The organism is Streptococcus rifensis, assembly GCF_053203525.1.
The window spans coordinates 1-18,383 of record NZ_JBRUCW010000002.1; the positions used below are offsets into that span (position 1 = coordinate 1).

The 18,383-nt window shown below is 40.5% G+C and carries 13 protein-coding genes and 1 pseudogene; 9 read left to right on the top strand and 5 right to left on the bottom strand.

Features of this window, described 5'->3' with window-relative positions:
- The 5 genes and pseudogenes from ACVRYP_RS01185 to glgB form a co-directional block, all read left to right on the top strand.
- Positions 1 to 178 (top strand): annotated as a pseudogene (locus ACVRYP_RS01185) (5-methyltetrahydropteroyltriglutamate--homocysteine methyltransferase); the annotation flags it as partial.
- A gap of 337 nt (positions 179 to 515) precedes the next feature.
- Entirely contained in the window at positions 516 to 1,673 is a 1,158-nt protein-coding gene (locus ACVRYP_RS01190; protein ID WP_447466953.1) for a glucose-1-phosphate adenylyltransferase, read from the top strand.
- Position 1,674: 1 nt separating this feature from the next.
- Entirely contained in the window at positions 1,675 to 2,793 is a 1,119-nt protein-coding gene (glgD, locus tag ACVRYP_RS01195; protein ID WP_447466954.1) for a glucose-1-phosphate adenylyltransferase subunit GlgD, read from the top strand.
- Between the two features lie 130 nt (positions 2,794 to 2,923).
- The gene (gene glgA, locus ACVRYP_RS01200) at positions 2,924 to 4,366 is read left to right on the top strand and encodes a glycogen synthase GlgA (RefSeq protein ID WP_447466955.1); all 1,443 of its coding nucleotides are present in this window, start codon (positions 2,924 to 2,926) and stop codon (positions 4,364 to 4,366) included.
- 13 nt (positions 4,367 to 4,379) lie between these two features.
- Positions 4,380 to 6,242, top strand: coding sequence for a 1,4-alpha-glucan branching protein GlgB (gene glgB / locus ACVRYP_RS01205; RefSeq protein WP_447466956.1), 1,863 nt, complete (start codon positions 4,380 to 4,382; stop codon positions 6,240 to 6,242).
- A 119-nt stretch (positions 6,243 to 6,361) separates the two neighbouring features.
- On the opposite strand, the gene ACVRYP_RS01210 is transcribed toward glgB, so the two are convergent.
- The 3 genes from ACVRYP_RS01210 to malQ all read right to left on the bottom strand — a co-directional run bounded on the left by ACVRYP_RS01210 (position 6,362) and on the right by malQ (position 10,504).
- Positions 6,362 to 6,526 carry a hypothetical protein gene (locus ACVRYP_RS01210; RefSeq protein WP_447466957.1) on the bottom strand — a complete coding sequence of 55 codons (165 nt, stop codon included), beginning with the start codon at positions 6,524 to 6,526 and terminating at the stop codon, positions 6,362 to 6,364.
- A gap of 167 nt (positions 6,527 to 6,693) precedes the next feature.
- Complete coding sequence (locus tag ACVRYP_RS01215) at positions 6,694 to 8,961, bottom strand: glycogen/starch/alpha-glucan phosphorylase (protein WP_447466958.1); 2,268 nt, start codon at positions 8,959 to 8,961, stop codon at positions 6,694 to 6,696.
- A 4-nt stretch (positions 8,962 to 8,965) separates the two neighbouring features.
- Positions 8,966 to 10,504 carry a 4-alpha-glucanotransferase gene (gene malQ / locus ACVRYP_RS01220; protein WP_447466959.1) on the bottom strand — a complete coding sequence of 513 codons (1,539 nt, stop codon included), beginning with the start codon at positions 10,502 to 10,504 and terminating at the stop codon, positions 8,966 to 8,968.
- A gap of 186 nt (positions 10,505 to 10,690) precedes the next feature.
- On the opposite strand from malQ, the gene pulA reads away from it, so the two are divergent.
- Positions 10,691 to 12,790, top strand: a complete 2,100-nt coding sequence (gene pulA / locus ACVRYP_RS01225; RefSeq protein WP_447466960.1) for a type I pullulanase — start codon at positions 10,691 to 10,693, stop codon at positions 12,788 to 12,790.
- Between the two features lie 384 nt (positions 12,791 to 13,174).
- On the opposite strand, the gene lepB is transcribed toward pulA, so the two are convergent.
- Positions 13,175 to 13,732: a signal peptidase I gene (lepB, locus tag ACVRYP_RS01230; RefSeq protein WP_447466961.1), complete on the bottom strand. Its 558-nt coding sequence runs from the start codon at positions 13,730 to 13,732 to the stop codon at positions 13,175 to 13,177.
- 125 nt (positions 13,733 to 13,857) lie between these two features.
- Complete coding sequence (locus ACVRYP_RS01235; RefSeq protein WP_447466962.1) at positions 13,858 to 14,535, bottom strand: P-II family nitrogen regulator; 678 nt, start codon at positions 14,533 to 14,535, stop codon at positions 13,858 to 13,860.
- 145 nt (positions 14,536 to 14,680) lie between these two features.
- On the opposite strand from ACVRYP_RS01235, the gene ACVRYP_RS01240 reads away from it, so the two are divergent.
- The 3 genes from ACVRYP_RS01240 to nrdE all read left to right on the top strand — a co-directional run bounded on the left by ACVRYP_RS01240 (position 14,681) and on the right by nrdE (position 18,373).
- The gene (locus tag ACVRYP_RS01240) at positions 14,681 to 15,802 is read left to right on the top strand and encodes an NAD(P)/FAD-dependent oxidoreductase (protein ID WP_447466963.1); all 1,122 of its coding nucleotides are present in this window, start codon (positions 14,681 to 14,683) and stop codon (positions 15,800 to 15,802) included.
- Positions 15,803 to 15,949: 147 nt separating this feature from the next.
- Positions 15,950 to 16,168 carry a glutaredoxin-like protein NrdH gene (gene nrdH, locus ACVRYP_RS01245; RefSeq protein ID WP_447466964.1) on the top strand — a complete coding sequence of 73 codons (219 nt, stop codon included), beginning with the start codon at positions 15,950 to 15,952 and terminating at the stop codon, positions 16,166 to 16,168.
- A 45-nt stretch (positions 16,169 to 16,213) separates the two neighbouring features.
- On the top strand, positions 16,214 to 18,373 hold the full coding sequence (gene nrdE, locus ACVRYP_RS01250; protein ID WP_447466965.1) for a class 1b ribonucleoside-diphosphate reductase subunit alpha: 2,160 nt from the start codon (positions 16,214 to 16,216) through the stop codon (positions 18,371 to 18,373).
- The last annotated feature ends 10 nt before the right edge of the window (positions 18,374 to 18,383 follow it).

Genomic DNA, 18,383 nt, shown 5'->3' on the forward strand with positions numbered 1-18,383 from the left:
AAAACGGGCTTTAGACCTCTTGGAAGAAGCTAGCCAAATTCTCCCTAAAGAGCGCCTCTTCCTATCTCACCAATGCGGCTTTGCTTCTTGCGATTCAGGTAACGAGTTAGCCACTCCTCAACAATGGGCAAAAATCAAACAAGGCCAAGAAATTGCTAAGAAATTCTGGCAAAATTAACCACAGTGTCAAGAATGCGGTTGCATCCTGACGCTTCTTTTTTTGATTGATGAATAGAGTAAGACAAGTGTAAAATGGACAAGAACGTTTTACAGTTTTGAGTACTATGAAACCCCTAACAGGATTTTCATAAATTTAGTCTATTTTATGAAAAAAAAAATGACATCATGTCTTGTTTAATATACTATTTAATTCTATTAGTTTTATGTGTCATAGCATTTTGTAAAAACCATGGAAATTTTTTTGGAAAAATAATCAAAAACTACAGAAAACGGTTTCAATTCCTAAAGAGTTATGCTATAATGTAACCATACTAAAATTAAAGGAGTTGGTTGATTTGGCAAACAATAAAATGTTGGCAATGATCCTTGCTGGTGGTCGAGGAACACGTTTAGAAGGACTTACCAAAAAAGTCGCTAAACCTGCCGTAGCTTTTGGTGGAAAATATCGTATCATCGATTTTCCATTAAGTAACTGTGCAAATTCAGGTATCGAGGTGGTTGGAGTCCTTACCCAGTATGAATCGGTTCAACTTAACTCCTATGTTGCTAAGTCGCAGCGCTGGGGTCTTGATGTTAAAGATTCAGGTATTTTTGTATTACCGCCTCGCGAAAAAATTGGTGGCTTTGGACTATATAAAGGTACTGCTGATGCTATTACGCAAAATATTGATTTTATCGATTTTAACGATCCAGAGTATGTCTTGGTGCTTTCTGGGGACCATATCTACAAGATGAATTATGATAAACTCCTAGAAACTCATGAGCGTAACAAAGCCGATGCTACCATTGCAGTTATCGAGGTTCCCATTAAAGAAGCTTCTCGTTTTGGTATTATGAATACAGACGAGGACTATCGAATCGAGGAATTTGAAGAAAAACCTTCTGAACCAAAAAGCAATTTAGCTTCTATGGGGATCTACATTTTTAACTGGAAGACCTTGAAAAAATATTTGCTAGAAGATCAAGAGATTGAAGAATCTACTCATGATTTTGGTCATGACATTATCCCTAAATACCTCGCAGATGGTCTTAGACTTTATGCGCATCCTTATAAGGGCTATTGGAAAGATGTTGGTACTGTCAACAGTCTTTGGGAATCTAATATGGATTTATTAGATACGAGCAATGATTTAGACCTGGCTGATCCGACTTGGAGAATTTATTCAGAAGACTCTGGATCTCCAGCGCAAGTGATTGGCAAGGAAGCTGTTGTTAAATCGGCTTATATCGATAAAGGTGCCATTATTGGTGGTCACGTGGAACATTCTGTTATATCAACTGATGTCCGTGTCGCTAAAGGTGCTGTTGTCAAAAATTCTGTTCTCTTACCTGGTTCTCAAATTGCCAATGATACTTCTTTAGATTATGTTATCGTTGCCGATAGAGTGAAGGTTGGACCAGGTGTTGTCCTATCTGGGACACCAGACAATATCTTATTAGTTGATAAAGATATTGCCTATAACAAGGATAAAAAGGATGACAAGGAGGATTAAAATGCTTAGAAACACTCTAGGAATTGTTAACATTGACGGAAATAACGTTGACTTTGGACCTGAATTTATGCCTCACCGCAGTACACAGGCCTATGGCTTCTTAGGTCGCTACCGAGTCATTGATTTTATACTTTCGAATTTTTCTAACTCTGGCATTTCAGAATTTCAGGTCTACATGTCTTCTAAGATGCGCTCTACCATTCAGCATGTCGGAACTGGCGATCAATACAATATCAATACTAAACGAGGCAGATTAAGACTCTTAAATAGTGAAACTAATGCTACTTCAATTTACCAACATGATATTAAAGCTTTCACTGATAACATGCGTTACATTGAACGCTCTAAAAAAGAATATGTGCTTATTGCACCAAGTTATTTTGTCTATAGCCAAGACTTTAACAAGGTTGAAGAAAACCATAAAGCGACTGGTGCTGATATCACGGTCCTTTACAAAAACATTAGCGATGCTAAGGAAGCCTTTATCGGTTGTGACACCTTAAAGTTTGATACGAAAAAACGGATTGTTGGCTTTGAAGAAAACCATGGTAAGTATAAAAACCGTCAAGTTTCTTTAGAAGCTTACTTCATGAAGCGTACGCTTTTTATTGAACTCATTAAAAGAGCCAACAAAGTTTCCTCGCTCTATTGGTTCAAGGAAATCTTAGCAGATGTTGTAGATGATTATAAAATGGTTGGTTACGCTCACCGAGATTACGTAGCTTGTATCAATACGATTGAATCCTACTATAAAACACAGATTGACCTCATCGATCCTGATAACCGCAGACTGCTCTTCAAGCCCAATTGGCCAATCCATACACAAACGACAGACAGTTCTCCAACCTTGTATGGACCGCTCGCTGAAGTATCTGGTAGTTTGATTTCCAATGGTGGTATCATCAATGGTCAGGTCCAAAATTCTGTTATTGATCGTGATGTTGTTATTGAAGATGGTGTCGTTATCAAAAACGCTATTATTTTAAATGGAGTAACAGTTCGATCTGGTGTAACGATTGAAAATGCCATTATTGATAAAGAAACTGAGATTAAGCACTCGATTGATATCAATGGAACACCTGAAACACCCGTTTATATCAAACCACGTGAAATTATTTAATTGACTTGTAACTGTCAATTTTACGGTTATTCATTAGCCTTATAAAGCAGTAATGGGTAATGGTCGGAGCTAGGCTTAGTCCTTGCTCCGATTTCCTTTAACCCGTCTTATTTGAAGAAAGGATTCTATTGTGTCACAATCTATTTTATTTGTTGCCTCAGAAGGACTACCCTATATCAAAAGTGGTGGTTTGGCGAATGTGATTGGTTCCCTACCAAAAGAGCTAGCCAAAAGTGGAGCTGATGTCCGGGTCGTTCTTCCCCTATATAAAAAAATGGCCATAAATGACCATGGTCGATTTGACTATGTCGTCAGTTATGATGTCAATGCAGGTAATATTCACACCATGGCCAATGTCTACAAGGAAGATCGTGACGGTGTGACCTTTTACTTTATTGAGCACAGAGATATTTTTGAACGTGATGAGCTTTATGGCTACGGTGACGACGCCTACCGCTTCGGATTTTTCCAACATGCCACTTGCCGTCTCTTAGAAGCGCTCAGCTTTTTCCCTGATGTGATTCACACTCATGATTGGCATACGGCAGCAATTCCTTTCCTATGCCGAACGTTTTACAGCTATCGGGAAGAATTTCGCAATATCAAACATGTCTTAACCATTCATAACCTCGCCTTTCAAGGGGTCTTTCCTGAACATGAACTTTGGGCTAGTTTGGGCATGGACTATGGCTATTTCCGTGATGGCACTGCTCGTTTCTATGATGATCAGATTAGTTACATGAAATTGGGCATTCTTTATGCAGACAAAGTAACTACAGTTTCTCACACTTATGCCCAAGAAATCCTAACGGATGAGTTCGGTGAAAACATGCAACATGTTCTCGGACTACGTTATTTTGACCTATCAGGCATCGTCAATGGCATTGATTATGATGTTTGGGATAGTCAAACAGACACCGCTTTAGCAAAGAATTATAGCTTAGACACTATTGAAGATAAAGTTGCTAATAAATTAGCCTTACAAGAACAATTTGGGTTGCCACAAGATAAAGACACGATACTTGTTGGTGTTGTGTCTCGCCTCACTTGGCAAAAAGGCTTCTATCTCATGGTTGAAAAATTACCAGAAATGCTTCAAGCACGTGTTCAATTTGTTGTTTTAGGAAATGGTGAAGCCAATATTGAAAACACCTTTAATTACTATAAAGAAGCCTATCCAGAAAAATTCGCTTTTTATCAAGGATACAACGAAGCTCTAGCCCATCAGATTTATGCTGGGAGCGACCTCTTCTTTATGCCATCCATGTTTGAACCTTGTGGCATTAGCCAATTAATTGCCATGCGCTACGGTTCGTTGCCGTTAGTCAGAGAAACTGGTGGCTTGAAGGATACTGTTTCTCCGTATAACCAATTCAACCAAGAGGGTACTGGTTTTGTCTTTACAGGAAAATCAGCCGACGCTATGCGAATGGTTTATGACTATGCCTTAGACACTTACTACAACCGCCCTCAAGATTGGCAGGCTCTCGTCAAAAATGCCATGAGTAAAGATGTTAGCTGGCAAGCTTCCGCAGAATCCTACTTAAATCTTTATCAAGGAATAACGCGCTAAGAAAGGGGAGATTATGGCCCAATTCGGAGAACAAGATCTGTATTTTCTTAATACGGGTCAGCACACTAATCTATATGAAGTCATGGGGGCTCATATCGTCAAAGAGCGTAACAAGATTCTGGGGACAGAGTTTCGTGTTTTTGCCCCTAATGCCAAGGAAGTCTTTGTCATTGGAGATTTTAATAACTGGCAAAAAACGCATCCGATGACTTCTGACGGTACAGGAATTTTTGATTGTTACATTCCAGATGTCAAATCTCAGGTCCTTTATAAATACCTCCTTGTGACTCATGATGGTCAAGAAATCACTAAGGCAGACCCTTATGCTTTCTATAGTGAAACTCGTCCAGGTACTGCTTCTTCTACCTATAATTTTAGATACAAATTCAAAGACGATGACTGGATGTACCAGCGAGTTGACTATGATTTCAAATCCTCTCCAGTTTCCATATATGAGTTGCACTTGGGTTCTTGGAAACGTCGGAAAGATGAACAGTCTGATGATATGCCACCTCTCGACTACTTCTATTCCTATAAAGAGTTGGCCCCTCTTGTTATTGAGCATGTGAAAGAACATGGCTTTACCCACATCGAACTCATGCCCATTATGGAACATCCACTAGATGCATCTTGGGGGTACCAAGTGACGGGTTACTACAGTGCTACCAGTCGTTACGGTAAACCGGATGACTTGAAATATTTTATCGACCAATGCCATCAGGCTGGGATCGGCGTGATTCTAGACTGGGTTCCTCTTCATTTCTGCAAAGATGCCCATGGCCTGTACATGTTTGATGGAAGTCCGCTATATGAATATAGTCCAGAACACGACCGAGAAAATCATCAGTGGGGAACTGCAAACTTTGATCTTGGAAAAGGATCAACGCAAAGTTTCCTCCTTTCCAATATCAAGTACTGGTTAGAGCAATTCCACTTTGATGGCATTCGTGTAGATGCCCTATCCTATCTCATTTATTGGCGCGGGGAGACCGAGGAAGATAAAATCAATCATGCTGCCCTAGAATTTATCAAGCGCGTTAATGCGCTCGTGCATACGGAGTTCAAGGGCGTGATGATGATTGCTGAAGATTCCTCAAGCTATCCAAAAGTCACTCATCCTTTGGATGATGGTGGTCTCGGTTTTGACCTCAAGTGGGATTTAGGATGGATGAACGATACGCTGAGCTTTTTTGAACGCCAGCCAATCCATAGAACCTACCATAGCAATGAAATAACCTTTGGCATGTTTTACCATCATAATGAACAGTTTATTTTGCCACTATCGCATGATGAAGTTGTCCATGGCAAGCTCTCAATTGTTGAAAAAATGCAAGGCTCCTACGAAGATCAATTCCATCAAGCCAGGGCTTACTATGCCTACTTCTATGCCCATCCCGGTAAAAATCACCTCTTTATGGGGAACGAATGGGCCCATGTGAGAGAATGGCACGAATACCGACAAATGGATTGGTTTTTACTGGATTATCCCATTCATCAAGCCTTTCATGATATGATGAAAACCTTAACCAAGTTTTATCATGATAATGATGCCTTATGGGCTAAGGATTTCCAACCGGAGACTTTTGAATGGGCTAAAATCGATGCCAGCGCTAATTTCTACGCCTTCCGTCGCTTTAGTGATGACCAAGAGCTCTTAATCGTCAATAATTTTAACGATCAAAACCTCTATGAAGTTGAACTCGAGCTACCTGATCTTGCTGAATATCGTTTGGTCTTTTCTTCAAATGCGATTCCAACAGAAAGTTTTAACCTCTATGTCAAAGATGGAAAAACCCATCTCACCATTCCACGGTTTACAACTTACTACTTAGAGCGCGTGAAATCTCAACCAGATGCCGCAAAATATAAAAAATAATCTAAACTATCAAAGCTCGGCCAGAAATATTCTGACTGAGCTTTATTTTTCTCAAAACTATTGTTCCAATTCAAAGAGGCTGGGACAAAAGTCCTAGCCTCCTAATAATTTATTATCAGTTAAACAAGACGCAGTGGTTGGGAGTAACACTCACTGGCTTTGCCAGTTTTAGTGTTACCCCTGCATAGGTCATTAGGTGCTTTAGCACCAATGAGCCACTGCTGAGTGGCCTGTAATTCGCTGATTTCATCATCTTTTACAGCCCGAACAAAAGAGGGAAACACCGTTTCCTCTATTTCCAACCTCAAACAGTCACTTTATGACTGTTTCAGCTATGCGGGGGTGGGAGTGAGAAGGTCTGGGGATAGACCTTCTCAGCCCTAACCTAAAAATGAAAAAGGGAGGGAAATCGAACCTATTCGGTTACCGATTTTTGTCCCACTCCCTTGTCTTATTTTTCTGGTTCTAATTTCCAGATATCACGGTTATAGTCTGCAATCGTACGGTCAGAAGAGAAGAATCCTGCTTTTGCGATGTTGACAATGACCTTATCTAGCCATGTATCTCGGTCTTCGTAGTCTTTAAGCATTTGTTCCTTGGTCTCAATGTAGCTTTCTAAATCAAGCAAGGTCATGAACCAATCTTTATTGATTAACTCATTATGCAAGCGGTGAAGACGGTCATCGTTACCATAGTGACGAACAGCATCACTGATAATAAAATCAATCAATGGTTTGATGTTTGGTCGTTCGTAGAACTCCCGCGCATTGTAGGAATGGTTGTCATAGGCATCAATAACGGTTTGGCTGTCCTCACCAAAAATATAGATATTATCACTACCGACTAATTCATGAATTTCAACGTTAGCGCCATCATCCGTTCCGAGAGTTAGAGCTCCGTTTAGCATGAATTTCATGTTTCCTGTTCCTGAAGCTTCTTTAGATGCCAATGAGATTTGCTCCGAGATATCTGCTGCTGGAATCAAGAAACTTGCAGCTGTGACGTTATAGTTTTCAATCATGACAACTTGCAGATGAGGGGCAACTTCTGGGTCATTAGCAATTAATTGTGACAAGGCAAGGATTAAATGAATGATGTCCTGCGCAATTGTATAAGCTGGCGCAGCCTTACCTCCAAAGAAGACCGTTAATGGGGTTGATGGAATATTTCCGGCCTTAATGTCCAAATACTTATTAATCACATAGAGAACATTCATCTGCTGACGTTTGTACTCATGCATCCGTTTGATCTGAATGTCAAAAATAGCATCCGGATTAATGGTAATTCCTTGGGACGATTCCAAATGAGCTTTTAGCTTACGTTTGTTGTGTTGCTTGATTTTTTCCAGTTTAGCCCGAGTTTCAGCATTCCCTTTATACTCTAAAAACTTCTCTAATTCACTGGCTTCATGATGGTAGCCATGACCTAATAAGTCATCAAGATAGCTAGCCAAGCGAGGGTTAGCGTGCATGAGCCAGCGACGGAAAGTAATCCCATTTGTTTTATTGTTAAATTTCTCAGGGTATAAATCATAAAACGGTTTAAGTTCTGATGTTTTTAAAATTTCAGTATGAAGTGCCGCCACACCATTAACTGAAAAACTATAGTGCATGTCCATGTGAGCCATGTGAACTCGATTATCCTCATCAATAATGGCAAGAGATGGATTCGCATGTGCTTCTTTGACACGTCGATCTAATTCAATAATAATCGGAACTAAGTGAGGGACAACTTCTTCTAAGAAACGAAGTGGCCATTTTTCAAGAGCTTCAGCCAAGATCGTATGGTTAGTATAGGCTGTCATTTGAGAAACAATTTCAACAGCCTGATCAAAATCAATGCCACGATCCGTTAAAAGACGGATTAACTCAGGAATTACCAGAGATGGGTGTGTATCATTAATTTGAACGACAGCATATTCAGGTAAATCATAGAGATTTGAGCCCTTAGCTAACGCTTCATCGATCAAGAGCTGCGCCGCATTTGACACCATAAAGTACTGCTGGAAGATACGAAGCAATTCCCCTTCTCGGTTAGAGTCGTCTGGGTAAAGGAAAAGTGTCAGATTTCGGAAAATATCTTGCTTATCAAATTCAATCCCGTCATAGACAATATTGTCATCGACTGACCCCAAATCAAAGAGACGAAGACGGTTTTTGGTAGCGGTCTTATAACCTGGGACATCAATATCATAAAGTTTGGAGGTCAGAGTAAAGTTAGCGAAAGGAACCTCATAGCTGATTTTAGAGGGCTTAAGCCAAGATTCTGGGGTGATCCATGGGTTAGGCACTGCTTTTTGTTGGTTGTCTTCAAATAACTGCTGGAAGAGTCCGAAATGATAATTCAAACCGACACCATCCCCATTTAAACCTAATGACGCGATAGAATCTAAGAAACATGCTGCCAAGCGACCCAAACCGCCATTCCCAAGGGATGGCTCCATTTCAACCTCCTCAATTTGAATAAGGTCCTTCCCAGCTTCTGCTAATTGGTCTTTAACATCAGCGTAAAGGCCTAAATTGATCAGATTGTTGGACAAGAGTTTTCCAATCAAAAATTCAGCTGAGATATAGTACACTTTTTTCTTTTGGGAATTGGTCGCAAGAGCCCCACTAGCTCGATGTGTCAAGCTTAGTAGTGCGTAGTACAGTTCTTCGTTAGTACAGTCTTCAATGCGTTTCGCATAGATTTCCTGGACAAATTGTTGTAAATTTAACATATATTTAATCTCCTAATAAATGGCTTTCTTGAGTGGGGACTTGATGCGTTCTTTCCCTACTATAAAGCTTCGTGAGGTTGAGCAAGTAGTCTTCGACCATATCATCTATTATAGCAGAACCCATGCGCCACTGCCAATTAATTCCTAGTGTGGATGGGGTGTTCATTCGGCTTTTACTATCTAGATCCAACAAGTCCTGCATAGAAGTAATGGCTATTTGACTATTGGTCGCCCAAGCCTGTCGAATCATGGCCTGACTTGGTGTTTCATCAGTTTTGCGATGACTGTATTGGTCAAAAAACACCCTAGTAGCTTCAGTAATATCCTCTTCATACCACCCCCGAATGGTATTGTTGTCGTGGGTCCCTGTATAAGTTACTGTATTGTAATCACAACGATGAGGTAGATAGATACTATCTCCGAGACTGTCGTACGCAAATTGCAACACTTTCATTCCCGGTAAGCCAAGATGGTCTCGTAGTTCAATCACTTCATCTGTTATCAATCCTAAATCTTCAGCAATAATGGGAAGATTTTCGCCTAGCCCTTCTTTAAAAGCATCAAACAAGAGTTTGTCAGGCCCTTTGACCCAGCGACCATTAAGAGCTGTATCATCTTCGGCTGGAACCTCCCAGTAAGCTTCAAAACCTCGAAAGTGATCAATACGAATCCAATCATAAAGCTCTAAAGATTTTTTCATCCTTAAAACCCACCATTGAAAACCGTCCGATGCCATAGCGTTCCAGTCGTAGATAGGATTCCCCCAGAGTTGGCCTGTATCCGAAAAGGCATCCGGTGGACAACCTGCTACTACTGTTGGTCTCCCAGCTTCATCTGTTTTGAAATAATGAGGCGATGTCCACATATCACTACTATCTGCTGAAACGTAGATAGGCATATCACCGATAATTTCAATTCCCTTGTGGTTAGCATAAGCCTTTAAATCTTGCCACTGTTGAAAGAAAAGGTATTGGGTAGTTCGGTGATACATGATTTGATCAGCTAAGAGTTCACGATAGTAGGCTAAGCTGCCAAAATCACGTCTCCTAATTCCCTCATCTGGCCAATCAATCCAAGACTTATTATCGAAGTATTCTTTAATAGCCATGTAATCGGCGAAATCATAGATCCATTCCATATTATCAGCCAGGAAATGTTGGTAAGCTTCTTGATTCCCGTTTTCCTTAAAGGCTTGAACAACTTTTTCCAAAATAGGGCGTCGCGTCTCAAAAATCTTAGTATAGTCAACCGTGTCATTCTGGTTTCCGAAATCAAGACCATTCAGATCTTCCCAATCGATTAACCTCTCTTCAATCAAACGCTCTAAATCAATAAAGTAGGTATTTCCAGCAAAAGCCGAAAAAGACTGATAAGGAGAATCACCATAACTTAGCGGACCAAGCGGTAAGACTTGCCAGAACTTTTGCTCTGTTCGATCTAAAAAATCGACAAAGTCGTAGGCTGATTGTCCAAAACTTCCAATACCAAAACGGTTGGCCAAGGAAGATATGTGCATTAAAATCCCACTATATCTTTTTTCCATATAGTCACCGACATCCTTCTTTTCATTTCAGTTATCATTCATGCATGGTTTCATGAATAATACATGCAATCGCTTGCGTATCTGTAACCATTATACTATACCTAAAAAGAGATTACAAGTCGTTGACTAATTTTTTTTTTTAAAGTAAAATGTTTCGTAGTACTTTTATACCAAGGAGAACAGATTATGGCTTATCGTAGCTTTCGAGCTCAGCTTCAAGATAAACAAACAATAAGAATTACAATCGAGGAGCGTTTTTTTGATCATCGCTTAAAATTTACGCTAGCGTTAAAAAATGACCTTTTAGCCCATGAGTTACCTCTCCTTATCATTAACTATTTTAAGAATGAGAACAATTATATTTTTGAGCTTCAAACTGTGCAAGCGCTTGATTTTGATGAGCAATATATTGTTTATGACAACGATCGGAATGTCACCCAATTAGAGTGGGGTGCGATTGTCAGAACTTCTATCTTTGATGATTACTTTTATTATGATGGGAATGACTTAGGAGCATACTATTCACCTGAAAAAACTCAGTTCAAACTTTGGGCACCTATTTCTGAAAAGGTTTTTGTGGTTGTAGAAGAAACTCCTAGGCAAATGCGCAGACTTGACAAAGGTGTTTGGAATGCTGAAGTTGAGGGTGATCTGGATGGAAAAGCCTACTACTACCTTCATTTAGTGAATGGAGAGTGGCGTGAAACTCAAGATCCTTATGCGTTATCGGCTCAGGCAAATAGTGGACACAGCTTCGTTATCAATCCTGATAAAATTCAAATGCGTTCAAGCTACACTAATCCAATTCCTGTTAACCAATCGGTCATTTATGAGCTGAGTGTTAGAGATTTTTCATCTCAGAATACTATTCCATTTAAAAATCGCAAGCAGTATCTAGGTCTTACAGAATCTCCTCAAGTTGGCCAACACCGTCTGGGCTTAGATTATGTTAAAAATCTTGGCGTCACACACGTTCAACTCATGCCTGTATATGATTTTGGAAGTGTTGATGAGAACAACATCGATCTTGTCTACAATTGGGGCTATGACCCCATGCTCTATAATGTCCCTGAAGGGGGCTATGCCTCAGATCCTAATGATCCTTATGCGCGCATTACCGAGCTTCAAAAAGCGATTGAAACCTACCATGATAATGGTATTGGGGTCATCATGGATGTCGTTTATAATCATGTATACGATGTAGACAACTTTGTTCTTGAAAAAATTGTTCCAGGCTATTGTTCAAGGTATGACGCCAACAATCGTCGGTTTAATAGTACAGGTTGTGGAAATGACATGGGTACAGAGAGACTCATGGTCCGCAAATTTATCATAGATTCTATTCTTATCTGGATGAAGTATTACGGTATGGATGGCTTTCGCTTTGACCTAATGGGAGTTCTCGATATTGACACCATGTTGGCAATCGAAAAACAAGCGCGGGCTATCTATCCTAACATCTATCTATATGGGGAAGGATGGCAAATGATGTCTGGCCTTGATGCCTCACAACTGGCCCACCAGTTCAACAGTTATCAAACGCCAGGAATCGGATTTTTCAATGATCGATTTAGAGAAGAAATCAAGGAATTAATCTGCCATCCTGATATTATTTATGGCGGAAAGAAAAAACAGGTCATTGAAGAAATTTTAACTGCTAGTATTGGAATGATTGAGATTCCCGGTCGTTATTACCAACCGAGCCAATCGCTTAATTATGTTGAGTGCCATGATAATGCGACTTATTTTGATTATTTAACCATCCATAATCCTAGCCTTAACCATGATGAAAAACGGCATCGTGCAAGCTTTGCTCAACAAATTATACTCCTATCCCAAGGTGTGGCATTCCTTCACTCTGGTCAGGAAGCCTTTCGCACTAAAGGCCGAATTGATAACACTTATAATCAACCTGATCGCATTAATCGCTTTGACTGGAAACGCACCATTACTTACAAAGATCATGTCTCCTTTATCAGTAAACTGATTGCCTTTCGAAAAGCTCACCCAATTCTTAGTTTAGAGACAGCCCAAGAAATGGAAGACAGTTTGGATTTTTATTGGTTAACACCAACAGTTCTCAAATACAGTCTGCAAAATGGTGCTGATGATTTGCTGATTATCTTTAACTTCGGGCAGGACCATTACTCTTTTGAAGTTCCAAAAGGTTACGACCTTTACCTTCATAATATGGACATAAGTCTCGACAGCCCGTTAGAAACATCACCAAGTATTGTTGAAATTAAGGGGTTATCGCTCATTGTCCTGAAAAATAACCCATTTTAGCTTAACATAGAGCCTCCATGGGTTGTGTCATCTGAAACTTGAGTCATCATATCAGCAGAAAGAGGAAGGACGATCGTCCTTCCTCTGAGAACGTAGACAAACCCTAGTTTTTCTGTCAACAGGATATTACAAAGTTCTAGCAAGGTTTTAAAGAGTTGATCTTTTGCGAGCTAAGCGAGCAATTATCGAAACTTTCCGCTGTGATAAAAGTGCCTGAAACGCAATAGTTTCAGGCACTCGGAAGTTTGGAGACCTTAGGCTCAAAACTTAGGTTTGGAATCCCGAAGGGAGTCGCTACCGTCCGTTATCACCTAAGGAAAGTTTCAAAAGAGACTTTGTCTTCAATCTGAGGAAGGACGATCGTCCTTCCTCTTCTTCATCTTTTTAAATACTATCTACAAAACCAAAATCTGCGAATGGGGCCAATCTAAATCTGATAACACCAATAATATCGGATTTATTGATTAAGCCATACTCACGACTATCCTTGGAATTGGTACGGTCATCATTAAGAATAAGGTATTTACTTTTAGGAATCACTCCATCGACTGTTTGAGTAAGTGTCTCGATACTAAAATCATTGGTGAAGTAGGCACCATTGACAAACTGTTTGTGGTAGGCTGTTTTCAGATTTTCTAGGTAAGGTTCATCCTTAATCTCATGGTTCAGGTAGAGAACATCATCCATGTAAGTTACTGAATCACCGGGTTTGGCAATAATACGACCAACTTGCTTGTCTCCTTCTACTTGATAGAGAACCAAGTCACTGTAATCTGTTTTAACTGTCTTAAAAGCCACTACCATATCATCTTGACGAATATAGTTATTGGCGTCTTGTTCAGCAACGGTATATGGTTCAAAAATATATAGTCTTAATCCAATTAGGCTTAAAATTATAGCGACTACAAAAATAATATGCTTTATCAGATCTCTTTTAACCATACAATCTCACTCCTCACACTTTTATTGTATCATAAATTACAAAAAAGTACAGGTTGATTTAAGGATTTAGTAGTCATTTTCAGTAAAAAGATGAAATAAGATGAAAAGAGTATTTCTTTCTCACCTTATTCCCCCTTATAAAGACCATAGATGTCATCTATCGTTTGGACGTAAATAATACCACGACCAGGCTCGTCAATACGTAGGTAGTGACGTATCGATTGAATAATTTTATCAGAGTCTTCTTTAGGAGCCACAATCCAAACCAATTCCTTCTCAGGCTCGATGGTCATATTAAAGAGATTCGTCATTTCGCTAGAACCAGAGCCCCGACCATTGATAATCGTCCCACCACGTGATCCTGCTACTTCTGCAGCTTCTATCACATTATCCGCAAATCCTTGCTCCACAATCGTTGTAATTAAATGGTACATCTTCTTTTCTCCTTTAGCTTGGTCGGTGTCCATAAAGGTCGTTGGAAATCCTTCTGCTCCAATGACCTGACAAGCACTAATGCTAAATAGTAAGCCATGGTTTGGTTTTTCAAAATGAACCTTCTGCTCTAAATAGTCCATTATTTCTTGCGTTTTTTCTTGCCAGCTAACCATTAAAACGATGTCTTTTTCAGCATCATAAAGTGACAAAAAATCCATAAAGGGATGCTTAACAGTCCCTAATGCTGAAACGATTGTCCCATGTTGGATGCCTGCTTCTTGAGCTAGTTTTAAAATATGGTTTCCCTGGCCAGAGTTAACAATGGCGTATAGCAGTTCAAGCTGATTCGTGTGTTCTACAGTATTCACGTCTTTATTCTCCTATTTAACAGATCGGACCACTAGGTTTGATCTGTTACCAGTATAACAAATGAATAAGGGTATTTCAAACCAACTTTTGGGATTTCTTCTTTATTTTGTCGATATTCTGGTTAAACAATGCTATAATGCTCTTATGAAAAAGAAGCAAATTATAATAATCGGTGGAGGGATTGTAGGCTTTACAGCCGCCTACTACCTTTCTAAATCTTCAGATCTCCAGGTCACTCTTATCGACGACGGAACTGGCCAAGCGACTAAGGCAGCTGCAGGCATCATTTGTCCTTGGTTTACCCTAAAAAGAAACAAGGATTGGTACCGTCTAACCAGTCAAGGAGCTGCTTTCTATGAGTTCTTTATGGAAGACTTGAGTAAGGATGGTTTAGAAGCCTTACCATATAGACAATCAGGAACCTTTATCTTGAAGAAAAAAGATGAGCATTTGGAACGTGCAGTTCAGCTAGCCGATGAAAGGCGGGTCGATTGTCCAAGAATCGGTGAGGTTACTATCCATACCCCAGAAGAAGTCACTGAAGTCATTCCTCCGTTTAAAAGCGACTATGGTGCTGTCTTTGCTACTGGCGGTGGTCGACTCAACGGCGCGCAACTTGTTGATGATTTAAGGAAGCTCTTTATCCAAAATGGAGGAATCTATTTGCAAGGAGAAGCACAACTTCTCAATGAACACACTGTTCTTTATCAAGGCAAAAAACATGTAGCTGAGACGATCATCTTAGCAGTCGGTGCTTGGCTACCACAGCTCCTCTCCCCTCTCGGCTACGAGGTGGATGTTCGCCCGCAAAAAGGCCAATTATTAGAATTTCAAACAGACTTTGACACAGAATCATGGCCTGTCTGTATGCCTCCAGGTGAGATTGATCTTCTACCATTTGAAAACGGGCGTTTAGTAATAGGGGCGAGTCATGAAAATGATATGGGCTATGATATTTCTGTGGACCAAGAAATTATTTCGGGATTAAAGGAAAAAGCTAGCGGTTTTATCGCAGCCTTAGCCGATCAAGACATCACAAAAGTTCGCGTTGGTATACGCGCTTACACGTCTGATTATGCCCCATTTTACGGTACTGTTCCTAATCATGATCACCTTTGGGTAGCTTCTGGTCTAGGGTCATCAGGTTTAACGAACGGCCCCTTTATCGCGTGGCAAATAGCCCAGCACATTTTGGGGCAGGATCCTGATTACGATATTACTCCTTATTCACCAGCAAAATACATCCAAAAGCGCTCAAAAGCTTGATGTGATAAGCTTTCTGCTCTATTGATTTGAACACCATATATTGTGAGGTTGTAAAACATATAACACAATATCTGGTGTTTTAATCTTGACATTCTTTCTAAATCTGGTATACTAGATGAGAATCATTTGAAGTTAAAGGAGTTTACCATGGTAACTGTTTATTCTAAGAATAACTGTATGCAATGCAACATGACCAAAAAAGAATTGGTCAAACTAGGAGTTGATTTCAAGGAAATCAATCTTGATGAGCAACCGGAATATATTCAACAAGTCAAAGACTTAGGGTTTTCGGCTGCTCCTGTTATTCAAACCCCGACGGATGTTTGGGCCGGTTTTCAACCTGCCAAGTTAAAGGCTCTAGCCTAACCGTTTTTTTGTTTTACCTATAAACTTATTAGAAAAAGGAAAATTATGAGCCTTAAAGATTTAGGAGACGTGTCTTATTTCCGTCTCAACAACGAAATCAATCGTCCAGTTAACGGACAAATCCCCCTTCATAAGGACAAGGAAGCTCTTGATGCTTTCTTCCGTGAGAATGTCATTCCAAACACTAAGGTGTTTACGACCATCACTGATAAGATCGATTACTTGCTTGCTGAAAACTATATTGAAAAAGAGTTCATTTCTCTTTACCGTCGTGAGTTTTTCACCGAATTAGCCGATTTTATCAAGAGTCAAAACTTCCAGTTTAAGTCTTTCATGGCGGCATACAAGTTCTACAACCAGTACGCCCTCAAAACAAATGATGGCCGCTACTACTTAGAATCTCTGGAAGATCGTGTCATGTTCAACGCCCTTTACTTTGCTAATGGTGACGAAGAATTAGCGACTAATTTGGCTAACGAGATGATCCATCAGCGTTACCAGCCTGCTACGCCATCGTTCTTGAACGCTGGCCGTGCCCGTCGTGGTGAATTGGTGTCCTGTTTCTTGATTCAAGTAACAGATGACATGAACTCAATCGGGCGTTCCATCAACTCAGCCCTTCAGCTCTCTCGTATCGGGGGTGGTGTTGGGATTTCCCTCAACAACCTCCGTGAAGCGGGTGCGCCTATCAAGGGCTACGAAGGGGCTGCTTCTGGCGTTGTTCCTGTTATGAAACTCTTTGAAGATAGCTTCTCCTACTCCAACCAACTTGGTCAGCGTCAGGGAGCTGGTGTCGTTTACCTTAATGTCTTCCACCCAGACATCATTGCTTTCTTATCGACTAAGAAAGAAAATGCCGATGAAAAAGTGCGTGTGAAGACCTTATCACTAGGTGTTACCATTCCTGATAAATTCTACGAATTGGCCCGCAAAAATGAGGACATGTACCTCTTTAGCCCCTATTCGGTAGAGTTAGAGTACGGTGTGCCATTTAACTATATCGACATCACTGAAAAATACGATGAATTGGTGGCTAACCCACGTATCCGCAAAACTAAGATTCGGGCGCGTGACCTTGAGACAGAAATCTCTAAACTTCAGCAAGAATCGGGCTATCCATACGTTATAAACATTGATACGGCCAACAAAACCAATCCCATTGATGGTATGATTACCATGTCAAACCTCTGTTCAGAAATCCTTCAAGTTCAAGAACCATCTATCATCAATGACAAGCAAGAATTTGTCAAGATGGGGACTGACATTTCATGTAACTTGGGATCTACTAACGTGGTGAACATGATGACCTCTCCAGACTTTGGAAAGTCTATCCGTACTATGACACGTGCCTTGACCTATGTGACAGACGCTTCTCATATCCAGGCCGTACCAACGGTTAACCACGGTAACGAGTTGGCGCATACCTTTGGTTTGGGGGCAATGGGACTCCACTCTTACCTCGCACAAAACCTCATGGAATATGGTAGCCCTGAGTCTATCGAGTTTACCAGCATTTACTTTATGTTAATGAACTACTGGACCTTGGTTGAGTCTAATAACATTGCCCGTGAACGTGGCGTGACCTTCCATAACTTTGACAAGTCTGATTATGCGAACGGTAGCTACTTTGACAAATACACTGATGGTCGATATGTCCCTCAATCTGACAAGGTCAAAGAACTCTTCTCGGATATCTTTATCCCAACAGCGAAAGACTGGGCAGACCTTAAAGCAAAAGTAATGGCTGACGGTCTCTATCATCAAAACCGTCTCGCTGTGGCACCAAACGGCTCAATCAGCTACATCAACGATGTGTCTGCTTCCATCCACCCGATCACTCAGAGAATTGAAGAGCGTCAAGAAAAGAAAATCGGTAAGATTTACTACCCTGCTGCTGGTCTTTCAACAGAGACCATTCCTTACTACACCTCGGCTTACGATATGGACATGCGTAAGGTGATTGATGTCTATGCTGCCGCAACTGAGCACGTAGACCAAGGTCTCTCGATGACCCTCTTCCTCCGCAGCGACATCCCAGAAGGCCTTTACGAGTGGAAAAAAGAACGCAAGCAAACAACCCGTGACCTTTCTATCCTTCGTAACTACGCCTTCAACAAGGGCATCAAGTCTATCTACTACATCCGTACCTTTACAGATGATGGGGATGAGGTTGGTGCTAACCAATGTGAAAGCTGTGTGATTTAACACTTATTGA